Source organism: Nocardioides sp. GCM10023255 (genome assembly GCF_042653125.1).
Classification (GTDB): domain Bacteria; phylum Actinomycetota; class Actinomycetes; order Propionibacteriales; family Nocardioidaceae; genus Nocardioides.
The window spans coordinates 260,743-275,535 of the sequence record NZ_JBHSHU010000013.1; the positions used below are offsets into that span (position 1 = coordinate 260,743).

The 14,793-nt window shown below is 73.4% G+C and carries 14 protein-coding genes; 4 read left to right on the top strand and 10 right to left on the bottom strand.

Annotation, left to right across the window (positions count from 1 at the left end; genetic code table 11):
• Nucleotides 1-177: 177 nt before the first annotated feature.
• Nucleotides 178-2,328: a GAF domain-containing sensor histidine kinase gene (locus tag ACFO9I_RS22240; RefSeq protein ID WP_379184929.1), complete on the top strand. Its 2,151-nt coding sequence runs from the start codon at nucleotides 178-180 to the stop codon at nucleotides 2,326-2,328.
• 76 nt (nucleotides 2,329-2,404) lie between these two features.
• On the opposite strand, the gene ACFO9I_RS22245 is transcribed toward ACFO9I_RS22240, so the two are convergent.
• A complete protein-coding gene (locus ACFO9I_RS22245; RefSeq protein ID WP_379184931.1) occupies nucleotides 2,405-3,394 on the bottom strand; it encodes a cytochrome d ubiquinol oxidase subunit II in 990 nt (329 codons plus the stop codon).
• A 7-nt stretch (nucleotides 3,395-3,401) separates the two neighbouring features.
• Nucleotides 3,402-4,820: a cytochrome ubiquinol oxidase subunit I gene (locus ACFO9I_RS22250; RefSeq protein WP_379184933.1), complete on the bottom strand. Its 1,419-nt coding sequence runs from the start codon at nucleotides 4,818-4,820 to the stop codon at nucleotides 3,402-3,404.
• Nucleotides 4,821-5,058: 238 nt separating this feature from the next.
• Between ACFO9I_RS22250 and ACFO9I_RS22255 the strand changes: the two genes are divergently transcribed.
• Nucleotides 5,059-6,453 (top strand): CoA transferase, encoded by a 1,395-nt coding sequence (locus tag ACFO9I_RS22255; protein WP_379184935.1) that lies wholly within the window; start codon nucleotides 5,059-5,061, stop codon nucleotides 6,451-6,453.
• Nucleotides 6,454-6,530: 77 nt separating this feature from the next.
• On the opposite strand, the gene ACFO9I_RS22260 is transcribed toward ACFO9I_RS22255, so the two are convergent.
• The 6 genes from ACFO9I_RS22260 to ACFO9I_RS22285 form a co-directional block, all read right to left on the bottom strand.
• The gene (locus tag ACFO9I_RS22260) at nucleotides 6,531-7,298 is read right to left on the bottom strand and encodes an enoyl-CoA hydratase-related protein (RefSeq protein ID WP_379184937.1); all 768 of its coding nucleotides are present in this window, start codon (nucleotides 7,296-7,298) and stop codon (nucleotides 6,531-6,533) included.
• Complete coding sequence (locus ACFO9I_RS22265) at nucleotides 7,295-8,140, bottom strand: 3-hydroxybutyryl-CoA dehydrogenase (protein WP_379184939.1); 846 nt, start codon at nucleotides 8,138-8,140, stop codon at nucleotides 7,295-7,297. The genes ACFO9I_RS22260 and ACFO9I_RS22265 overlap by 4 nt, the downstream gene beginning before the upstream one ends.
• Nucleotides 8,141-8,225: 85 nt before the next feature.
• Nucleotides 8,226-8,903 (bottom strand): dihydrofolate reductase family protein, encoded by a 678-nt coding sequence (locus ACFO9I_RS22270; RefSeq protein WP_379184941.1) that lies wholly within the window; start codon nucleotides 8,901-8,903, stop codon nucleotides 8,226-8,228.
• Complete coding sequence (locus tag ACFO9I_RS22275; protein ID WP_379184943.1) at nucleotides 8,891-9,376, bottom strand: hypothetical protein; 486 nt, start codon at nucleotides 9,374-9,376, stop codon at nucleotides 8,891-8,893. The genes ACFO9I_RS22270 and ACFO9I_RS22275 overlap by 13 nt, the downstream gene beginning before the upstream one ends.
• Before the next feature lie 65 nt (nucleotides 9,377-9,441).
• A complete protein-coding gene (gene folP, locus ACFO9I_RS22280; RefSeq protein ID WP_379184945.1) occupies nucleotides 9,442-10,305 on the bottom strand; it encodes a dihydropteroate synthase in 864 nt (287 codons plus the stop codon).
• Complete coding sequence (locus ACFO9I_RS22285; protein ID WP_379184947.1) at nucleotides 10,302-11,246, bottom strand: glucosyl-3-phosphoglycerate synthase; 945 nt, start codon at nucleotides 11,244-11,246, stop codon at nucleotides 10,302-10,304. The genes folP and ACFO9I_RS22285 overlap by 4 nt, the downstream gene beginning before the upstream one ends.
• A 161-nt stretch (nucleotides 11,247-11,407) precedes the next feature.
• On the opposite strand from ACFO9I_RS22285, the gene ACFO9I_RS22290 reads away from it, so the two are divergent.
• Nucleotides 11,408-12,295, top strand: a complete 888-nt coding sequence (locus ACFO9I_RS22290; RefSeq protein ID WP_379184949.1) for a trypsin-like serine protease — start codon at nucleotides 11,408-11,410, stop codon at nucleotides 12,293-12,295.
• Nucleotides 12,296-12,303: 8 nt separating this feature from the next.
• On the opposite strand, the gene ACFO9I_RS22295 is transcribed toward ACFO9I_RS22290, so the two are convergent.
• Together ACFO9I_RS22295 and npdG are read right to left on the bottom strand one after the other, a co-directional pair.
• Entirely contained in the window at nucleotides 12,304-13,011 is a 708-nt protein-coding gene (locus ACFO9I_RS22295; RefSeq protein ID WP_379184951.1) for a VC0807 family protein, read from the bottom strand.
• A gap of 169 nt (nucleotides 13,012-13,180) precedes the next feature.
• Nucleotides 13,181-13,855 carry an NADPH-dependent F420 reductase gene (npdG, locus tag ACFO9I_RS22300; RefSeq protein ID WP_379184953.1) on the bottom strand — a complete coding sequence of 225 codons (675 nt, stop codon included), beginning with the start codon at nucleotides 13,853-13,855 and terminating at the stop codon, nucleotides 13,181-13,183.
• 167 nt (nucleotides 13,856-14,022) lie between these two features.
• Between npdG and ACFO9I_RS22305 the strand changes: the two genes are divergently transcribed.
• Nucleotides 14,023-14,778: a trypsin-like serine protease gene (locus tag ACFO9I_RS22305; protein ID WP_379184955.1), complete on the top strand. Its 756-nt coding sequence runs from the start codon at nucleotides 14,023-14,025 to the stop codon at nucleotides 14,776-14,778.
• Nucleotides 14,779-14,793 lie beyond the last annotated feature (15 nt).

The following is a 14,793-nucleotide window of genomic DNA, read 5'->3' on the forward strand; positions in this document are numbered from 1 at the left end:
CTCCCTTCTTCAGGGGGTTCGCGGGGGTTATGGTGAGGAAATCACCTCCCCGGACCCCGGAGGTCCGCCCGCCCCTGTCCCCGGTGTGGCTCGACGCAAGCCGGGAGGGAGCTCGGGGTTGCGGGCATGCGACGGACGAACGGTCTGCCCTGCTCGGCCCCGAGGACGGAGGGGACCATGGGGGCGGAGCGAAGTCCCGGGAGCTCGGTCGACGAGCAGCGCGCCCCGGCCGGCACCGACGCCATCGCCACCGCGGTGCTCGACGCCGCTGGTGTGATCGTTTGGGTGAACGACGCCTGGGTGTCGTTCTGCAAGGACAACGGCGGCGACCCCGACGAGTGCGGGCCCGGGACCGACTACCTAGCGATCTGTGCGGCCGCGGGCGACGATCCCGAGGCGCAGCGGGCCGCGAAGCTCCTCGGCAGGGCACTGCGCGGTGAGCTGCCCGGTCCGGTGACCGTGCTGACGCCGTGCCCGGGTCCGGGCACGAGCCAGTGGACCGACATGTACTTCGCGTCCCACCTCGACGGGGGGAAGCCGGCCGGAGCCGTGATCTCCTTCGCCGAGCACCCCGACCTGGAGATCGCCCGGCCGCGCGGGCAGGTGCAGGGCCAGATGACGCACCCGCCCCCGCAGGCACCCGCCGAGCCGGATCGGCTGCCTTCCGAGTCCCCGGGGTCGGCGGAGGAGACCCCGGGAAGCGCACCCGGAACAGGCGAGGACCTGTCGGTCGCCGGACCGGACGAGCTGCTGACCTTCCCCGACGTGCCGCGACTGGAGCTGGAGGACTCGCTGGTCCGGCTGACCGAGCGTGCTTCCGAGGTGCTCAAGGCCCAGGGCCGGTTGCGCGCCCTGCTCCGGGCCAACGCGCTGGTGAGCGCCGACCTCAAGCTGGAGGTCGTGCTGGACCGGCTGGTGCGGGCGGCCCGCGACCTCGTCGGCGCCCGGTACGCCGCACTCGCCGTGCTGGGCGAGGCCGGGACCATCGAGCGGTTCGTGCACACCGGCATGAGCGAGGAGCAGGTCGACGTGCTCGGCCGCGAGGAGGGGCAGCCCGCGATGACGGGTTTCCTCGGGGTCCCCGTGCACGTCCGCGGGTCTACGTACGGCACCCTCTACCTGACCGACTGCAGGCGGGGAGCGTTCTCCGACGAGGACGAGCAGCTGGTCAGCAGCCTGGCCCGCACGGCGTCGGTGGCGATCGAGAACGCCCTGCTCTACGAGGACTCCGAGCGCCGACGCCGCTGGCAGGCCGCCACGACCGAGGCGACCCAGCTGCTGTTCGCGGGCGGCCACGACACGCCCCTCGAGGTGGCGCTGCAGGGGGCGCTCCACGGCGCCGACGGTGACGTGGCGGTGCTGGCGGTGCTCGAGGGCGACGAGGTCGTCGGCGAGGCCGCGGTCGGGCTGCGCGCCGAGGACCTGGCCGGCCGGCACGTGCCGCTGGGGCTCAGCCGTCTCGGGCAGGTGCTGCTCGAGGGCCGTCCGCTGCTCGTCGAGACCTACCGCGACCGCGACCACCCGGAGCCGGTCCTCGACCAGCCGGTGGCCTCGCTGATCGCCGTCCCCCTCGTCCAGGGGCCGCGGCTGGTCGGCGCCGTCGTGGTCGGCCGGATCGCCGAGCACGGCAGCTTCGACAGCACCGACCTCGACCAGCTCGAGGCGTACGTCGGCCACGCCAGCGTCGCCCTCGAGCTCAACCAGTCCCGGGCCGACCAGGCGGCGCTGGCGGTGCTGCGCGAGCACCAGCGGATCGCCGCGGACCTGCACGACCACGTCATCCAGGAGCTGTTCGCGACCGGGATGGGCCTGCAGAGCATGGTCCACCGGGTCGGGGAGCCCGAGCACCAGCTGAGGCTCGGTGAGTACGTCGACGCCATCGACGCGACCATCCGGCGGATCCGGACCACGATCTTCCGGCTCAGCCGCGGGCCGTCCGCGGTCGGCGGCCTCAAGGAGCGGCTGCTCGCGGTGGTCGAGGAGTCCCGGCCGGCCCTGGGCTTCGCGGCCCACGCGGAGTTCTCGGGACCGCTTGACCAGGTCGTGTCCCACGACCTCGCCGAGGACGTCGTCGCGGTGGCTCGCGAGGCGCTCGCGAACGCCGCCCGGCACGCCGGCGCCTCGAGCGTGCGGCTGCAGGTCACGCTGAGCGACGGCCTGCTGACCGTGCGGGCCACCGACGACGGTCGCGGCCTCGGGAACCCGACGCGCTCCAGCGGGCTCAGCAACCTGAGCCGTCGGGCCCGGCAGCACGGCGGGACCCTGGAGATGCACGAGTCGCCCGGCGGAGGGACGCACCTGTGCTGGACCGCGCTCGTGCAGTCCTGACCTCCGGCCCGGCCACACCGGGGCGTCCTACGGCCTGGTCGCCCCGGCCACCGATCCGTACGGACGTCCGGCGTCCTCAGTCGTGCGACCAGCGCTCGGACTGGGTGAGCGTGTACAGGTAGGCCAGCGCCGGCAGCACGATCACGCCCGCGAGGGCCACGACGACCAGCAGCCCCTGCAGCGTCGCGGGCGCGCCCGCGGCGTCGGCGATCGTGACGTGGTCGACCAGCAGCCAGGGGTACTGCCCGACGCCCCAGCCCGACACGACCGTGCCCACCGCGACCAGCGCCGTGAGCCGGGCGGTGCCGAAGCGGCGGCGCGCCAGCAGGACCAGGGTCGCGGCACCCGCCAGCAGGGACACCACGATCAGGGGCGCGGCCCGGTGCTCGAGCCCGTGCGCGAGGGTCGGGGCGTCGTGCTGGATCGGGACCAGCCCGGCGAAGACCACGAGGCCGGTGACCACGCCGACGCCCAGCGTCCGCACCCGCAGCCGGGCGGCGAGGGCCGGGTGCCCGCCTCGTGAGGCGTCCGCGGTGAGGAACACGCCCGCGAGGAAGGCGCAGGTGCCGACCGCGATCGCGCCTCCGAACAGCGAGGTCGGGTTGATCCAGGAGTCCCAGGCACCGCCCGGCACCCGACCGGACGCGATCGCGCCGGCCACGGTCCCGAGGAAGAACGGCGTGATCAGCGACGACGCCGCGAACACGACCCCGAAGAGCCGGGCCTGGCCGAGGGTCGCGGAGTACTTGCGGAACGCGAAGCTGGCGCCGCGGAGCACGATGCCGAGCAGCGCCAGCAGCAGCGGCACGATCAGCGTGGTCATCGCGTCGGCGAAGGCGGTCGGGAAGGCCGTCCACCACATCACCAGCACGTAGATCAGCCAGACGTGGTTGGCCTCCCAGACCGGGCCGATGCTGTGGTCGATCAGGGTCCGCAGCTCGCTGCCGGACTCGTCACCACCGGCGGTCAGGTCCCAGAAGCCGGAGCCGAAGTCGGCACCGCCGAACAGCGCGTAGGCGATCACGCCGACGAACAGGGCCGCCGCCACGGCCAGCGCGAGCGTCATCGGAGCGTCACCGGCCCGTCGTACGGTCGAGCTCGCGGGCGCCGGGCGCGTAGGGGCTCGGCAGGTCCTGCTCACCGGCCCGCCAGCGACGTGCCATCGAGCGGAGGACGACGTACGCCCCGATGGTCATGCCGATGTAGACCACGAACGCCGCGGCGTAGCTCCACCACAGGCCGGTGCTGGTCGACGCCGCGTCGTTGGTGCGCAGCACCTGCCACACCGTCCAGGGCTGCCGGCCGACCTCGGTGGCGATCCAGCCGCACTCGAGCGCGATAACGGCCAGCGGCCCCGAGACGACCGCGAAGCGCAGGAACCACCGGTGGGCGCTCAGGTCGCGGCCCCGCCAGCGGGCCAGCCAGAAGACGAGCACGGCCAGCGCGAGCAGCGTCCCGATCCCGACCATCGACTGGAACGCGAGGTGGGTGATGTTGACCGGCGGCCGGTCCGCGGGCGGGATCGTGTCCAGGCCCGGCACCGGCTTGGTGAACGAGTTGCGGGAGATGATCGAGCCGAGGCGCGGGATGGTCAGCGCCCACTCGACCTTGCCGTCGACGAGGATGCCGCCGAGGTGCAGGGGCGAGGGGCTCTCGGTGGTGGTGGCCAGCTCGAACGCCGCCAGCTTGGAGGGCTGCGTGGTCGCGATCCGCAGGCCGAGGACGTGGCCGATCAGGGGCTGGGCCAGCGCGGCGACCGTGGCGAACACGAACGGCACCGTGAACCCGAGCCGGTGGTGCTCGTCGCGCCGGCCCTTGAGCATGCCGGCGGCGTACACGCCCGAGACGACGAAGCCGACCAGCATGAACGCCCCCACCCACATGTGCGCGAACTGCAGCCACACGCCGTCGTTGAACATCGCCCGCCACGGCTGCACGTCGGTGACCTCGCCGTCGACGATGCGGAAGCCGGTGGGGTTGTTCATCCACGCGTTGACCGAGATGACGCAGAAGGTCCCGACCACGCCGGCCGCGGCCATCGGCACCAGCATCGCGAGGTGTCGACGCGGGGGCATCCGGTTCCAGCCGTAGAGGTAGATGCCGAGGAAGATCGCCTCGACGAAGAACGAGAGGCCCTCGAACGCGAACGGCAGCCCCAGCACGTCGCCGAAGCGGCCCATCAGCCCGGGCCACAACAGGCCCATCTCGAAGCTCAGCACGGTCCCGGACACCGCGCCGATCGCGAACAGGACGGCCGAGACCTTCGCCCACCGCTGCGCGAGACCGAGGGCCACCGGGTCGTCGCGGACGATGCCGCGGCGGTGGACGACGAAGATCATCGTCGGGAAGGCGACCCCGAAGCAGGCCAGCACGATGTGCCAGCCCAGCGAGAGCGCCATCTGCTCGCGCGCGGGGAGCAGCCCCGGCGGCGCGTCGGCCGTCAGGGAGGTGACCAGGGCGAGGAGCTTCGGGGAGGCTGCCTGAGGGAGCACGTCATCGACGGTACGCATCCCCGGTCGAGGTCCTGCAGGCGCCGGGTCGGACCCCCCTCGACTTTGTGATTGCATTCACAAGCCTTTGAATCCCGGTGGGCGGACGTCATGCGTCCTGAGGGCTGGAGGCCACGATGCGCATGACGTCCCGGGGCGGTGCGCGGGATCGCGATGCGGCGCTGACAGGGTTGACCCCGGGAGCGCGCCCGTCCCCCGGGTGCCGTGGGAGGAGCAGGTCATGGGAGCAGTGGGGCGTTTCGGACAGCGGGCGTGGTCGGACCTCGGGGGTGACCCCGAGCTCCTCGAGCGCGTGCAGCCGCTCCCCCGTCCGGTGCCGCTGGCCTCCTCGCTGGCCGTCGGCGAGCTGGCCGCGGACAGCGTCGCGGTGGCGTCGCTCGCGGCCGGCCTGGTCGGGGAGGTACGCCGCGGTCGGCACCACGAGCAGGTCGGGCCGGTGACGGTGGCCCCCGAGCGGGTGGCGGCGTCGTACCGCAGCGAGCGGATGTTCCGCCGCGACGGCGAGCCGGTCGACGCGTGGGCGCCGCTGTCCGGGTTCTGGCCGGCGGCCGACGGCTGGGTGCGCAGCCACGCGAACTACCCCCACCACGCCGAGCGGCTGCGCGCGCTGCTCGGTCTGTCCGAGGAGGCCGGGCCCGACGAGATGCGGGCCGCGGTGGCGGCTCGTGACGCCGGTGCCTTGGAGGACGACGCGGCGGAGGCCGGCGCGATCGTGTTCCGGGTCCGTGACGCGGCCACCTGGGCGGCGCACCCGCAGGCGGCGGCCATCGACCGGCGCCCCCTGCTCGACCACGGGCTGCTCGGCGACGCCGAGGCGCGGCCCTGGCCCGAGGCCGGACCGCTGCCGCTCTCCGGCGTCCGGGTCCTCGACCTGACCCGGGTGATCGCGGGACCGGTCGCCACCCGCGACCTCGCGCTGGCCGGCGCCGACGTGCTGCGCATCGACTCCCCGCGCACGCCCGAGATCGAGATGCAGCACCTCGACACCGGGCAGGGCAAGCGCTCGGCGCTCCTCGACCTCGGCAGCCGGGACGGTCGCGCCACCCTGGAGGAGCTGCTGGAGCGCGCCGACGTGGTGGTCAGCGGCTACCGGCCGGGGTCGCTGGCCCGGTTCGGCCTCGACGACGAGGACCTCGCGGAGCGGCACCCGGGCCTGGTGGTCGCCCGGGTCAGCACCTGGGACTCCGGCGGCCCGTGGTCGGCGCGCCGGGGCTTCGACAGCATCGTCCAGGCCACCATCGGCATCGCGCTGGCCGAGAGCCCCGACGGCGGGGAGACGCCGGGGGCGCTGCCGGCGCAGGCCCTCGACCACTCCGCCGGGCACCTGCTGGCGGCCGGCGTGCTGACCGCGCTGGCCCGCCAGCGCAGCGAGGGTGGCAGCCACCGGGTCTCGGTGGCGCTCGCGCGGGTCGGGCACGAGCTGCTCGCCCAGCCGCCCCTGCCGGGCGCACCCGCCCCGCTCGCGGTCGACGACGCCGAGCTGCCCGTGGTGACGGGCACCGGCTCGGCGGGCACGGTCACCTGCGCCCCGCCCGTGCTGGGCTTCCACGGCGCCCCCACGGCGTACCGCTGGATCGGCCGGTCGTGGGGCGCCGACGAGCCGCGCTGGGCCTGACCCGACCGACCCCACCAGCACGCCGAGTCGGCGTTCGTCGACGCCTTCCGCGTCAAGAAGCGCCGACTCGGCGGGGGTCAGCGGAAGGCCGGCTTCTCCTTGGCGACGAAGGCGCGGACGCCCTCGGCGAAGTCGGGGCCGGTGTAGACCTCGCGCAGCAGCTCCTCGTCGCCCGCGGGCGGGGTCTCGAGCCGGCGCGCCCGGTCGAGCAGCTGCGCCTTGGTCGCACGCAGGGTCACCCCGGAGGCGTGCGCGAGCCCGTTGAGGACCGTGGCCAGCTCGGCGTCGAGGTCGTCGGTGACCGCGAGCAGCGCGCCCACGGCGTGAGCCCGGTCGGCGTCGACGAGCCGGGAGGTCAGCAGCATCTCGCGGGTCAGCGACTCCCCGAACACGGCCGCGCAGCGGTAGACGACCGAGGCGGACAGGGCGTTGCCGAGGGTGCGCGCGATCGGGTAGCCGAACCGCGAGTGAGGTGTGGCGATCCGCAGGTCGCAGTGGGTGGCGACCGCCAGGCCGCCGCCGACGCAGACCCCGTCGACGGCGGCGACCGTCACCTGCGGCAGCGCGAACAGCGCATCGAGGAGCTCACGGATCCACGTCTCGTAGGCGACCGCGTCGGCCTCGAGGAAGTCGCTGATCTCGTTGCCGGCCGCGAACGCCCGGCCGCCCGCGCCGCGCAGCACCAGCACCTTCGCGGACTCGTCGTCACGCAGCTGCGCGCACAGGTCGCGCATCGCGGCGTACATCTCGCGGGTGAACGCGTTGTGCCGGTGCGGCCGGTCGAAGGTGACCTCGACGACCGCTCCGGTGCGCTCGACGCGCAGCTCCTCGGGCACCGGCGTCACCGGTAGTCGTAGAACCCGCGGCCGGCCTTGCGACCCAGCAGGCCGGCGTCGACCATCCGGGCGAGCAGCGGCGGCGCGGCGTACAGCGGCTCCTTGAACTCCTCGTAGAGCGACTCGGCGACGGCCTTGGTGGTGTCCAGCCCGATCAGGTCGGCCAGCGCGAGCGGGCCCTGCGGGTGGGCGGCGCCGAGCACGAGGCCGCGGTCGATGTCCTCGGCGGTCGCGAACCCGGACTCGAGCATCCGGATGGCCGAGAGCACGAACGGGATCAGCAGCGCGTTGACCACGAAGCCCGCCCGGTCCTGGCAGTCGATGGCCTGCTTGCCCAGGGCGCCCTCGACGAACTCGCGTGAGCGCTTCGCGGTCTCGTCGGAGGTGAGCAGGCTCGGCACCAGCTCGACCAGCTTGAGCACCGGCACCGGGTTGAAGAAGTGGATGCCGATCACCTGCTGCGGGCGCGAGGTGACCACGCCCAGCTTCATGATCGGGATCGAGGAGGTGTTGGAGGCCAGGATCGCGTCCGGGTCGGTGACGATCCCGTCCAGCCGCCGGAACAGCTCGACCTTGGCCGCCTCGTCCTCGACGATCGCCTCCACGACGACCTGGCGGTCGGCCAGCTCCTCGAGGTCGGTGACGATCCGGATCCGCTCCAGCACCTCGGCCGCGGACTCGATCTTGCCCTTGGCCTCGGCCCGCCCCAGCGACGTCTCGAGACGCTTGCGCCCCGCGGCCGCGGCCTGCTCCGTGGACTCGGCGACCACGACGTCGAGCCCGGCCCGCGCGCACACCTCGGCGATGCCGGCGCCCATCAGGCCGCATCCGACGACACCTACGTTGTTCATCTGTTCTCCCTCACGCATGGTTTTCCCGCGGTCGAACCTACTGAGCCGGTCGTGGACCTCCGGCGGCCCCCCGGTCGGTGAGGGGTCAGAGCAGCCAGCGACCCAGCAGGGTGCCGTCCTCCTCGACCAGCGACTGCAGGGTGAGGGGTACGTCGAGCTCCGGGCCGTCGGTGATCCGCGGGTGGCTGCCGGCGACCAGGCGCGGCACCCAGGTGCACGCGAGCTCGTCGGCGACGCCCTGCGCGACCAGGTCGTGGAGCAGGTGCGGGCCGCCCTCGGAGAGGATGCTGGTCCAGCCTCGGGCGACCAGCCGGTCGCGCAGGTCGGCCAGGTCGACGCGGTGCGAGCCGCAGACCAGGACGTGCTCCTCCCCCAGCAGCTCGCGGGCCTCCTCGAGGCGCTCGGCGTGCCCGCAGGTCGCCATCAGCACCCGGCCGGGCTCGGCGCCGCGCAGCTTCTCGGGCACCTCGGCACGCCGGCTGACCAGCACCAGCGGCAGGTCGGTGGGGCCGTAGCCCTCGGCCCGCGCGGTCCCGGCGCCGACCACGACGACGTCGGCCAGCCGGCGCAGCAGGTCGAAGACCCGCTTGTCGGCGGGGTTGTTGATCGAGCCCGTCAGCCCCGAGCCGCCGGTGGCGGACCCGTCGACGGTGCTCACCATGTTGACCCGCAGCCACGGGGTCGACGGGACGGCGTACACCTCCGCCAGGTCGTCGTCGGACAGCTCAGCGCCGGTCGTGCCGGCACCGGTCAGGAGTCGCATCGCCACCTCATCACCCAGTACTGCACGCCGAACGGGTCGTCGGCGTAGTCCACGGTCGTCCCGTGCGCGTCGGTGAGCAGGCCACCGAGCGCCCGCAGGGCGGTCACGTCGGCCCACAGCTGCGCGCCGAGGTCCTCGTCGAGGTCGGCCAGCGCGGCCGGGTCGGGCGTACGCAGCGCCTTGTCGAGCGCCTCGTCGAAGGCGGCCGCCCGCTCGTCGAGGTGCCCGGGCGCCTTCTCGGTGCGCATCGCGGAGCCGTTGCCGACGACGAGGTACGACGTCTCGCCACCCGCGCGCGGACCGGACACCTCCAGCAGGTGCTCGGCCACCCGCCGCCCCTGCGCCGACGCGACCACCTCCACCTCACCGGTCAGCGACCCGACCGCCGCCAGGCACGCTGCCCGCAGCTCGGCCACCGGGTCGGTCAGGCCGGCGTACTCCGGCAGCAGCGCGAGCACCCCGGGGACGAGCACTACGGATAGTCCGGCACGTTCTCGCGTGCCGACCCGGGGCTGGGGAGCAGAAACGTGCCGGACTGTCACTGGAGCCCCCGGATCGCTCGCGCCGGCCGCCGACGCCCGGCGATCGTGTTGACCATGTCGACCACCTGGCGGGTCTCGACCACCTCGTGCACCCGGTAGACCCGCGCGCCGGCGAGGGCGCAGACAGCGGTGGCGGCCAGCGTCCCGGTCAGCCGCGACCCGACGGGGAGGTCGAGGCTCTCGCCGACGAAGTCCTTGTTGGACAGCGACACCAGGACCGGCCAGCCCGTCCCGACCATCTCCCCCAGCCGGCGGGTCAGCTCGAGGGAGTGGAAGGTGTTCTTGCCGAAGTCGTGGGCCGGGTCGATCACCACCGACTCGCGAGCAACCCCCGCCTCCAGGGCCCGGGTGGCGTAGGCGACGGTGTCGGCGATCGCGGCGGCGACCACGTCGTCGTACTCGATCCGGAACGGCCTGGTCCGCGGGGTCACCCCGCCGGTGTGGGTGCAGATGATGGCGGCGTCGTACGCCGCGGCCACGTCGACCAGCTCGGGGTCGGCGCCGCCCCACGCGTCGTTGAGCACGTCGGCGCCGGCCTCGCAGACCGCGGCGCCGACCGAGGCGCGCCAGGTGTCGACCGAGATCACCAGGTCGGGGAACTCCGAGCGCACCCGGGCCACGAAGTCCACGACCCGCGCCTTCTCCTCGGCCTCGTCGATGAACATGCCGGGCGCGGCCTTGATGCCGCCGATGTCGACGATCTCGGCGCCCTGGTCGACCACGGTCGCGACCCGCTCGAACGCCTTGTCCTCGGCCCAGGTCGCGCCCTGGTCGTAGAACGAGTCGGGCGTCCGGTTGACGATCGCCATCATCAGCGTCGCGTCGTCGCCGAACGCGTGCCGGCGCAGCCTGAGCGTCATGGGGCGGTCCGTACGACGGTCCGGGCCGGCGGCCGCTCGTCGACGCGTACGACGCGGTCGACCGGCTCGATCCGGTCCCCGGGCGTGCGGCCGGGGCGGTACTGGCGCAGGGCGATCTGGTCCACGTGCTCTCTTCGTTGCCCGGTGCCCGATCGGTTGCCGATCGCGGCGAGGATCTGGGTGGCCATCGCCCCGAGGTCGAGCAGGTCCTGGTGACGGTGTGCCCGGCGGCCGAGGTCGACCTGCGCGATCGCCTCCACCCCGAGGGCGGCGGCGGTGTCGACGAGCGCGGCCAGCTCCACGGCGTACCCGGTCGGGACGGAGAGCGACTCGAACAGCGAGCGCCGCACCGCCCACTCCCCCGCCAGCGGCTGCACCAGCCCGGCGAGGGCGGGGTGCTCGAGGGCGACCAGCGGGCGGGCGACCAGCTCGGTGACCCGGCCGCCGTCGAGCGACCCGGCGCCCGGCCCGTGGAGCATCGGCCGCTCGTAGAACCCCTTGACCAACGCGACCTCCGGGCGGGTCAGCAGCGGCCCGAGCAGCCCCGGCACGAAGTGGGTGTCCCAGTCGACGAGGTCGGCGTCCATGAACACGATCAGGTCCCCGCGGGTCACGAACAGCGACTTCCACATCGCCTCGCCCTTGCCGGGCACCGAGCCGAGGTCGGGGCGGATCTCGGCGGAGCGGTGCACGACCGCGCCCGCGTCGGTCGCGACGGCGTACGTGTCGTCGGTGGAGTCGGAGTCGATGACCACGATCTCGTCGAGCAGCGCGACGGTGTCCACCAACGCCTCGCGCACCCGGCTGACGACGTCACCGACGGTGGCGGCCTCGTTGCGGGCCGGGACGACCAGGCTCACGCGCGCGTCACCCTTCGCGGCGAGCAGCTCGTCGAGCGACCACGCGTCCCAGTGGTGGGTGTTGCGCTCGAACCAGCTCATCCGAGGCCGCCCAGGTCCATGGCGCGAGCGTATCGGGGCACCCGTAGCCCACCGCCGGCCGCCGCGGATACCCCATCGTGGGCATGGACCACGGGCACTCCGAGGACGAACGTCGGTGCAGACGCCGGCACCCTGCCGGCTCGGGACGAAGGGAACCTCACATGCGTCGCATCGTGCTCATGACGGTCGGAGTGGTCCTGGCCATGGTCGGGCTGGCGCTGCCGGCCTCGGCGGTGACCAACGGGACCTACGACGGCTACGACCACCCCTACGTGGCCTACGAGGACAACGGGGTCTTCGCCTGCTCCGGCACGCTGCTCTCACCGACGGTGATGCTGACCGCGGCCCACTGCTTCAGCGACAGCACCTCGGCGCTCGGCACCAACTCGACGACGGGCGCGCCGCTGGTGCGGGTCACCTTCGAGCCGAACCTCGCCAACACGCCCTCGTCGCAGCTGCAGTGGTACGTCGGCAGCTACTACTACGACCCCGACTTCCAGATCGGCGGCGCGGGCGGACTCCCGGGCTTCGACACCCACGACGTCGCGGTGATCGTCTTCGGCGAGCCCGGCTGCCACACCCCGTCGGCCGCCAACTACGCGTGCGGCGCCATCCCCTCCTCGGCGACCCTCGGCCAGTACGGCGCGCTGCCGAGCCAGGACCTCGTCGACAGCCTGGCCATGAACAGCAAGGTCGACGTGGTCGGCTTCGGGGTGCAGAACTTCGTCCGCGGCGGCGGCAAGTGCGACCCGAACTGCAAGCCCACGCCGGGCGACGCGTTCACCCGCTTCTACGCCGCCACCACCCTGGTGGCGAGCAACAACTCGATCAGCGACGAGTTCATCAAGCTGCACTCCAACAAGGGCGGCACCTGCTTCGGCGACTCCGGCGGCCCGAACCTGGTCGGCGGCACCAACACCGTGATCGCGATCAACTCGTTCGTCGCGAACTCGCTGTGCAGCGGGAACACCTACTCCTACCGGGTGGACACCGCCGAGGCGCTGGCCTGGATCCGGGGCACGGTCGCCGCGCACGGCGGCAGCCTCTGACGCGGCGACTACGCGACCGGCACCGGCACGCGGCTGCCGCCGAGCAGGCCCTCCTTGCGGGCGACGGCGGCGGCGGCCGCGACGGTGACGGCCACACCGAGGACGGTGAGCCCGGCCATCGCGGCGTTCTTGAGCAGCACGAAGTCGACCATCGACTGGGTCATCAGCAGCCACAGGGTGGCCACGCCCTTGAGCAGCACCACGAACGCCCAGAGCAGGGTCAGGTGCCAGAACAGCTTGCGGATCGCCGGACGGGACGCGACCTCGTGGGTCAGCGGGTAGAAGTCCGCGGCCAGCCGGGCGACCACCGGGCGGGCGGTGGCCAGGGACAGCAGGAACGCCGCGCCGACCAGGGCGTCGGTGGCCACCGGCTGGGCGAAGTAGACGAACGTGTTGCCGGTCATGAGCGTGAAGATCGTCTTCCCGGTCATGATCGTGACGGTCAGCGCGAGCATCCCGGACATCGGGCGCCTGGTGGCCCAGCGCCAGACGATGGCGCCGTAGGTCCAGGCGAGCGCGGCCAGCAGGGCCGCGGTGATGCCGTAGAGCACGAGCGCCAGGTAGAAGACGACGCCGGGGACCACGACGGCGACCAGCAGGCTCGCCGCGAGGCGGCCCATGATCGACCGCATGGACGGGGGCGCCGCGGGCTCAGGACTGGTGTCGACGTCGAGGTCGGCAGCGCGATCGAGGACGAGGGTGCCGGCAGGGGTCATCGGTGGCCCGTCTCCGGTCAGTGACCGGGGGTGGAGGGACGCCGGATACGTCGGGGAAGGACATCCCCGCGTGTGAGAAGTTCTCGGCACCTCAAGTGTACGTCGGGCACCCCTCCCGCCGAGAATCCCGGACGGCCCCGGCCGGAGGGACCTTCGCCCTCGGCCCGGGTCAGACGTCGGTGACCCGCAGGCCGGAGTGGGCCTTGTAGCGGCGGTTGATGCTGATCAGGTTGGCGGTCAGCGCCTCGACCTGGTGGGCGTTGCGCAGCCGGCCGCCGTACACACCGCGGACGCCGGGGATCGTGTCGGCGAGCGCCTGCACGAGGTCGGTTGCCTCCCGGACCTCGCCGAGGACGAGCACGTCGGTGTCGACGCTCTCGACCTCGGGGTCGTCGAGGAGGACGGCGCTGACGTTGTGGAAGGCGCCGACCACGGTGCTGTCGGGGAGCAGCGCGGCGGCCTGCTGGGCCGCCGACCCCTCCTCCACCTGGAGGGCGTAGGCGCCCTGCTTGTCGAAGCCGAGCGGGTTGACGCAGTCGACGACGACCTTGCCGGCCAGCTCGCCGGCGAGGCCCTTCAGCAGCTCGCCGTGCCCGTCCCACGGGACCGCGACCACGACGACGTCGCCGGCCGCGGCGGCGCCCGCGTTGTCCTGCCCGGTGACGTCGCCGGAGGAGGCCGCGGCGAGCTCGGCCGCGGTCTCGCCGGCCCGCTCGGCGCTGCGGCTGCCGATCACGACGGGGAGGCCCGCGGCGGCGAACCGCCGGGCCAGCCCCCGTCCCTGGGGCCCGGTGCCGCCGAGGACGGAGACGGTCTTGCCGGCGAGCAGGTCGGGAAGGGTCACGGTGGCTCCTGGAGGTCGGCGGCGCGGCCTGCTCAGGCTAGTGCGGCGACAAGTCGTCCGCTCCGCCCCCTCCCGCGGTGGACGTCGCGGTGGCAGCATGGCCGGACGGCGCGGATCGGGCGTCGTACCCCGTGGGCCACGAGCCCCGCTCTCGGAAAGGTCTCCGCATGCTGCGACGCCTCACCCTCGGCCTCACGGCCCTCGCCGCCCTGGCCCTCGCCGCCCCGGCCGCGGCGGTCACCAACGGCAGCCCCGACGGCAACCGGCACCCGAACGTCGGTGGCCTGGTCGCCCCACAGGCCTACTCGGACGGCACGTGGACCTACTGCTCCGGCACGCTGATCAGCCCGACCGTGTTCCTCACCGCGGCGCACTGCGACGAGGGCGGCGACGGCCGGGTGCGGGTGACGTTCTCGCCGGCCTACCAGGACGGCGACCCGACGTACTCCGGCACCTTCCACGGCGACCCCGGCTACCCCGGCACCCAGAGCGACCCGCACGACATCGCGGTGGTCGTGCTCGACAAGCCGGTCAAGGGCATCACCCCGGCCCGCCTCCCGGGCGCCGGCTCGCTGTCGTCGCTGCCCAAGGACCAGAAGTTCACGTCGGTCGGGTACGGCGCCTACGAGGTCACCAACGAGCCCGGCGGTCACCAGTACCTCTACGACGACGTCCGCAACGTCGCGACCGGCACCCTCAACGCCATCAACCCCTCGTGGCTGCGGATCTCGATGAACGCCGCCACCGGCAACGGCGGCACCTGCTACGGCGACTCCGGCGGCCCGAACTTCCTCGGCACGTCGAACACCGTCGCCGCGACCACGATCACCGGTGACGCGATCTGCCGGTCGACCAACGTCGACTACCGGCTGGACACGCCGTCTGCGCGGTCGTTCCTCGCGCCGTACGTCGCCCTGCCCTGACCCGCGCCCGCCCGG

Bases quoted from the DNA above. Each gene is read 5' to 3' on its own strand.
- ACFO9I_RS22305 (WP_379184955.1), top strand. From the start codon at position 14,023: ATGCTGCGACGCCTCACCCTCGGCCTCACGGCCCTCGCCGCCCTGGCC.
- ACFO9I_RS22255 (WP_379184935.1), top strand. From the start codon at position 5,059: ATGGGAGCAGTGGGGCGTTTCGGACAGCGGGCGTGGTCGGACCTCGGG.
- ACFO9I_RS22295 (WP_379184951.1), bottom strand. From the start codon at position 13,011: ATGACCCCTGCCGGCACCCTCGTCCTCGATCGCGCTGCCGACCTCGAC.
- ACFO9I_RS22240 (WP_379184929.1), top strand. From the start codon at position 178: ATGGGGGCGGAGCGAAGTCCCGGGAGCTCGGTCGACGAGCAGCGCGCC.
- ACFO9I_RS22265 (WP_379184939.1), bottom strand. From the start codon at position 8,140: ATGAACAACGTAGGTGTCGTCGGATGCGGCCTGATGGGCGCCGGCATC.
- ACFO9I_RS22285 (WP_379184947.1), bottom strand. From the start codon at position 11,246: ATGAGCTGGTTCGAGCGCAACACCCACCACTGGGACGCGTGGTCGCTC.
- ACFO9I_RS22290 (WP_379184949.1), top strand. From the start codon at position 11,408: ATGCGTCGCATCGTGCTCATGACGGTCGGAGTGGTCCTGGCCATGGTC.
- ACFO9I_RS22245 (WP_379184931.1), bottom strand. From the start codon at position 3,394: ATGACGCTCGCGCTGGCCGTGGCGGCGGCCCTGTTCGTCGGCGTGATC.
- folP (WP_379184945.1), bottom strand. From the start codon at position 10,305: ATGACGCTCAGGCTGCGCCGGCACGCGTTCGGCGACGACGCGACGCTG.
- ACFO9I_RS22270 (WP_379184941.1), bottom strand. From the start codon at position 8,903: ATGCGACTCCTGACCGGTGCCGGCACGACCGGCGCTGAGCTGTCCGAC.